This window comes from Acaryochloris thomasi RCC1774 (genome assembly GCF_003231495.1).
Taxonomy (GTDB): domain Bacteria; phylum Cyanobacteriota; class Cyanobacteriia; order Thermosynechococcales; family Thermosynechococcaceae; genus RCC1774.
In genome coordinates this window covers 1-5,429 of sequence record NZ_PQWO01000056.1, presented here as the reverse complement: position 1 = coordinate 5,429, position 5,429 = coordinate 1, and the positions used below count along the sequence as shown (strand labels likewise).

Annotated in this window: 2 tRNA genes and 3 rRNA genes; all 5 read left to right on the top strand. The window is 51.6% G+C overall.

Annotated features, from left to right (window positions below):
- Nucleotides 1–159 precede the first annotated feature (159 nt).
- The 5 genes from C1752_RS27790 (at nt 160) to rrf (ending at nt 5,233) form a co-directional block, all read left to right on the top strand.
- Nucleotides 160–1,663, top strand: a 16S ribosomal RNA gene (locus C1752_RS27790).
- Between the two features lie 167 nt (nt 1,664–1,830).
- A tRNA-Ile gene (locus C1752_RS27785) sits at nt 1,831–1,904 on the top strand.
- Between the two features lie 12 nt (nt 1,905–1,916).
- Nucleotides 1,917–1,992: transfer RNA gene (locus C1752_RS27780), tRNA-Ala, on the top strand.
- 184 nt (nt 1,993–2,176) lie between these two features.
- Nucleotides 2,177–5,054, top strand: a 23S ribosomal RNA gene (locus tag C1752_RS27775).
- A 62-nt stretch (nt 5,055–5,116) separates the two neighbouring features.
- Nucleotides 5,117–5,233: ribosomal RNA gene (gene rrf, locus C1752_RS27770) — 5S ribosomal RNA — on the top strand.
- Together the 16S, 23S and 5S rRNA genes with 2 tRNA genes alongside form the textbook arrangement of a ribosomal RNA operon.
- The last annotated feature ends 196 nt before the right edge of the window (nt 5,234–5,429 follow it).

Genomic DNA, 5,429 nt, shown 5'->3' with positions numbered 1-5,429 from the left:
AAAGCGCTCGAGAGAGACACGTTTTTCGGAAGCGCTCTGAACCTAGATAAGTTAATAGTTTGAAAGCCATAATAGCACATATAAACCTCGTTCAAATGAACTAAGGAGTTGCTGTTTTACAGTAATTTCTCGATTACAGAGTCTTATTTAAACTCAACCAACATGGAGAGTTTGATCCTGGCTCAGGATGAACGCTGGCGGTATGCTTAACACATGCAAGTCGAACGGCAGCACGAGGAGCTTGCTCCTTGGTGGCGAGTGGCGGACGGGTGAGTAACGCGTGAGGATCTGCCCTTAGGCGGGGGACAACAGTTGGAAACGACTGCTAATACCCCATATGCCGAGAGGTGAAAGATTTATTACCTGAGGATGACCTCGCGTCTGATTAGCTAGTTGGTGAGGTAACGGCTCACCAAGGCGACGATCAGTAGCTGGTCTGAGAGGACGATCAGCCACACTGGAACTGAGACACGGTCCAGACTCCTACGGGAGGCAGCAGTGGGGAATTTTCCGCAATGGGCGCAAGCCTGACGGAGCAATACCGCGTGCGGGAGGAAGGCCCTTGGGTCGTAAACCGCTTTTAACAGGGAAGAATAACTGACGGTACCTGTTGAATAAGCCTCGGCTAACTCCGTGCCAGCAGCCGCGGTAATACGGAGGAGGCAAGCGTTATCCGGAATTATTGGGCGTAAAGCGTCCGCAGGTGGCCCAGCAAGTCTGCTGTTAAATCCCAGGGCTCAACCCTGGAGCGGCGGTGGAAACTGTTGAGCTAGAGTGCGGTAGGGGCAGAGGGAATTCCCAGTGTAGCGGTGAAATGCGTAGATATTGGGAAGAACACCAGTGGCGAAGGCGCTCTGCTGGACCGCAACTGACACTCATGGACGAAAGCTAGGGGAGCGAAAGGGATTAGATACCCCTGTAGTCCTAGCCGTAAACGATGAACACTAGGTGTTGGACGTATCGACCCGTTCAGTGCCGTAGCCAACGCGTTAAGTGTTCCGCCTGGGGAGTACGCACGCAAGTGTGAAACTCAAAGGAATTGACGGGGGCCCGCACAAGCGGTGGAGTATGTGGTTTAATTCGATGCAACGCGAAGAACCTTACCAGGGCTTGACATGTCGCGAATCTTTGTGAAAGCAGAGAGTGCCTTCGGGAGCGCGAACACAGGTGGTGCATGGCTGTCGTCAGCTCGTGTCGTGAGATGTTGGGTTAAGTCCCGCAACGAGCGCAACCCACGTATTTAGTTGCCATCATTAAGTTGGGCACTCTAGATAGACTGCCGGTGACAAACCGGAGGAAGGTGTGGATGACGTCAAGTCAGCATGCCCCTTACGTCCTGGGCTACACACGTACTACAATGGTTGGGACAAAGGGTTGCAAACTCGCGAGAGCTAGCTAATCCCATAAACCCAGCCTCAGTTCAGATTGCAGGCTGCAACTCGCCTGCATGAAGTAGGAATCGCTAGTAATCGCAGGTCAGCATACTGCGGTGAATACGTTCCCGGGCCTTGTACACACCGCCCGTCACACCATGGAAGTTGGCCACGCCCGAAGTCGTTACTCCAACCGCTTGCGGAGGGGGACGCCGAAGGTAGGGCTGATGACTGGGGTGAAGTCGTAACAAGGTAGCCGTACCGGAAGGTGTGGCTGGATCACCTCCTTTCAGGGAGACCTACATTTGCTACACCGAACTCACGTATTAGGTGAGCGAATGTCATTCCCAAGGTCGATCGAGGTGTGTTGTTAAGCTTTCAAACTATATCTAGGTTTAGATATAGCGGCCATCATAAGACTTTCGGGTCTTATGAGAGCTGTTTTTTCTAAAACTATGGGCTATTAGCTCAGGTGGTTAGAGCGCACCCCTGATAAGGGTGAGGTCCCTGGTTCGAGTCCAGGATGGCCCACTCCTACAGTATGGGGGTATAGCTCAGCTGGTAGAGCGCCTGCCTTGCACGCAGGAAGTCAGCGGTTCAAATCCGCTTACCTCCACCAACCATACCCACCTATAAATTGGCAAACGATTCAGCATTTTGAGTTGTCTTTACAACTGAGCCTGCTGGATTTGTGGTCCAGCTAGAACCTTGAAAACTGCATAGCAAAACAAAAATTCTGTCAGGTAGGATGGATTGTTAGATTCGCTCTAATGATTCAATCACAGACACCAAATATAATTTGTGGTCAAGCTACAAAGGGCTAACGGTGGATACCTAGGCACACAGAGGCGATGAAGGACGCGGTTACCGGCGATATACTTCGGGGAGTTGGAAACAAACATTGATCCGGAGGTTTCCGAATGGGGCAACCTGTATATGGCTAGCTGAATCCATAGGCTAGTCAGGCTAACCCAGCGAACTGAAACATCTTAGTAGCTGGAGGAAGAGAAAGCAAAAGCGATTCCCTTAGTAGCGGCGAGCGAAGCGGGAACAGCCTAAACCAGTGATTTTTATCACTGGGGTTGTGGGACAGCGACATGGAATCGAGCGACTAAACGAAGCAGTTGAAAGCTGCACCAGAGAGGGTGAAAGTCCTGTAGTTGAAAGTTTAACGATACTAGCTGTATCCCGAGTATCATGGGGCACGTGAAATCCCGTGTGAATCAGCGAGGACCACCTCGTAAGGCTAAATACTCCTGTGTGACCGATAGTGAACCAGTACCGCGAGGGAAAGGTGAAAAGAACCCCGGAAGGGGAGTGAAATAGAATATGAAACCGTTAGCTTACAAGCAATGGGAGGCCGATTAAGCGGCTGACCGTGTGCCTGTTGAAGAATGAGCCGGCGACTTATAGGCACTGGCAGGTTAAGGCGGGAATGCCGAAGCCAAAGGGAAACCGAGTCTGATAAGGGCGTTAGTCAGTGTTTATAGACCCGAACCCGGGTGATCTAACCATGGCCAGGATGAAGCTTGGGTAACACCAAGTGGAGGTCCGAACCGACTTCTGTTGAAAAAGGAGCGGATGAGCTGTGGTTAGGGGTGAAATGCCAATCGAACCCGGAGCTAGCTGGTTCTCCCCGAAATGTGTTTAGGCGCAGCGGTTGAGATTATAGCGGGGGGGTAGAGCACTGATTCGGTGCGGGCTGCGAGAGCGGTACCAAATCGAGTCAAACTCCGAATACCCCGTGTACACTCAGCCAGTAAGACGGTGGGGGATAAGCTTCATCGTCGAGAGGGAAACAGCCCAGATCACCAGCTAAGGCCCCTAAATTGTTACTAAGTGGCAAAGGAGGTGGGATTGCAGAGACAACCAGGAGGTTTGCCTAGAAGCAGCCATCCTTAAAAGAGTGCGTAATAGCTCACTGGTCAAGCGATCCTGCGCCGAAAATGAATGGGACTAAGTAACATGCCGAAGCTGTGAACTTGTACTTGTACAAGTGGTAGGGGAGCGTTCTACGTTAGGTTGAAGCATTAGCGAGAGCAGGTGTGGACGAAGTAGAAGTGAGAATGTCGGCTTGAGTAGCGAAAACATTGGTGAGAATCCAATGCCCCGAAACCCTAAGGGTTCCTCCGGAAGGCTCGTCCGCGGAGGGTTAGTCAGGACCTAAGGCGAGGCTGAAAAGCGTAGTCGATGGCCAACGGGTTAATATTCCCGTACCGACTATAGATTGTGCAGAGGGACGGAGAAGGCTAAGCCAGCCAGATGTTGGTTACTGGTTCAAGCGTTTAGATGTTGAGGGTCGGCGAAAACGACCTGAGTCGAGGCGCGAGTACGAGTGGATACGTCCGCGAAGTGGTTGATGTCATGCTTCCAAGAAAAGCTCTAAACACGTTAATCTATAGTTGCCTGTACCCGAAACCGACACAGGTAGGGAGGTAGAGTATACCAAGGGGCGCGAGGTAACTCTCTCTAAGGAACTCGGCAAAATGGCCCCGTAACTTCGGGAGAAGGGGTGCCCATGCAAGTGGGCCGCAGTGAAGAGATCCAGGCGACTGTTTACCAAAAACACAGGTCTCCGCTAAGTCGTAAGACGATGTATGGGGGCTGACGCCTGCCCAGTGCCGGAAGGTTAAGGAAGTTGGTCAGTCTTCGGATGAAGCTAGCGACCGAAGCCCCGGTGAACGGCGGCCGTAACTATAACGGTCCTAAGGTAGCGAAATTCCTTGTCGGGTAAGTTCCGACCCGCACGAAAGGCGTAACGATCTGGATACTGTCTCGGAGAGAGGCTCGGCGAAATAGGATTGTCTGTGAAGATACGGACTACCTGCACCCGGACAGAAAGACCCTATGAAGCTTTACTATAGCTTGGAATTGGGTTCGGGCTTTGATTGCGCAGGATAGGTGGGAGACGTTGAAATATGCCTTGTGGGGTATATTGAGTCACTGGTGAGATACCACTCTATCAAGGCTAGAATTCTAACCTTGTCCCATTATCTGGGCGAGGAACAGTTTCAGGTGGGTAGTTTGACTGGGGCGGTCGCCTCCTAAAAGGTAACGGAGGCGCGCAAAGGTTCCCTCAGGCTGGTCGGAAATCAGCCGCAGAGTGTAAAGGCATAAGGGAGCTTGACTGCGAGACTTACAAGTCGAGCAGGTACGAAAGTAGGCCTTAGTGATCCGACGGCACAGCGTGGAATGGCCGTCGCTCAACGGATAAAAGTTACTCTAGGGATAACAGGCTGATCTCCCCCAAGAGTTCACATCGACGGGGAGGTTTGGCACCTCGATGTCGGCTCATCGCAACCTGGGGCGGTAGTACGTCCCAAGGGTTGGGCTGTTCGCCCATTAAAGCGGTACGTGAGCTGGGTTCAGAACGTCGTGAGACAGTTCGGTCCATATCCGGTGTAGGCGTAAGAGTATTGAGAGGATTCCTCCTTAGTACGAGAGGACCGGGAGGAACGCACCGCTGGTGTACCAGTTATCGTGCCAACGGTAAACGCTGGGTAGCCAAGTGCGGAGAGGATAACCGCTGAAAGCATCTAAGTGGGAAGCCCACCTCAAGATGAGTACTCTCACAGGGTCAACCTGGTAAGGTCACGGGAAGACTACCCGTTAATAGGCAGTAGATGGAAACGCAGTAATGCGCGCAGTCGAGCTGTACTAATAGACCGAGGGCTTGACCTCATATATTTGGTGTTTGACAGAATTTGCTATGCAGCCTTCAGGGTTTTAACCCTTACATTCTTCTTGGTGCCTATGGCATTGTGGACCCACTCCGATCCATCCCGAACTCGGTTGTGAAACGCAATAGCGGCAAAAATACTTGGGGAGTAGTCCCCTGGGAAAATAGCTCGGTGCCAGGTTAATAATAGAGAAAAGTCTCTCCTCTGTATGTCAGAGGGGAGACTTTCTGTTGGGGGGCATCTTTCTCTCGCGCTACGCATATACATTAGGACTTTTTCCAAAAGCAGCATCAACACAATCTCAAAAGGTCTCAAACGCTCCCTAGCGCTGCTTTATCCAATTTTTGAGCACAAAACACCACCGCTCTATCTTGTT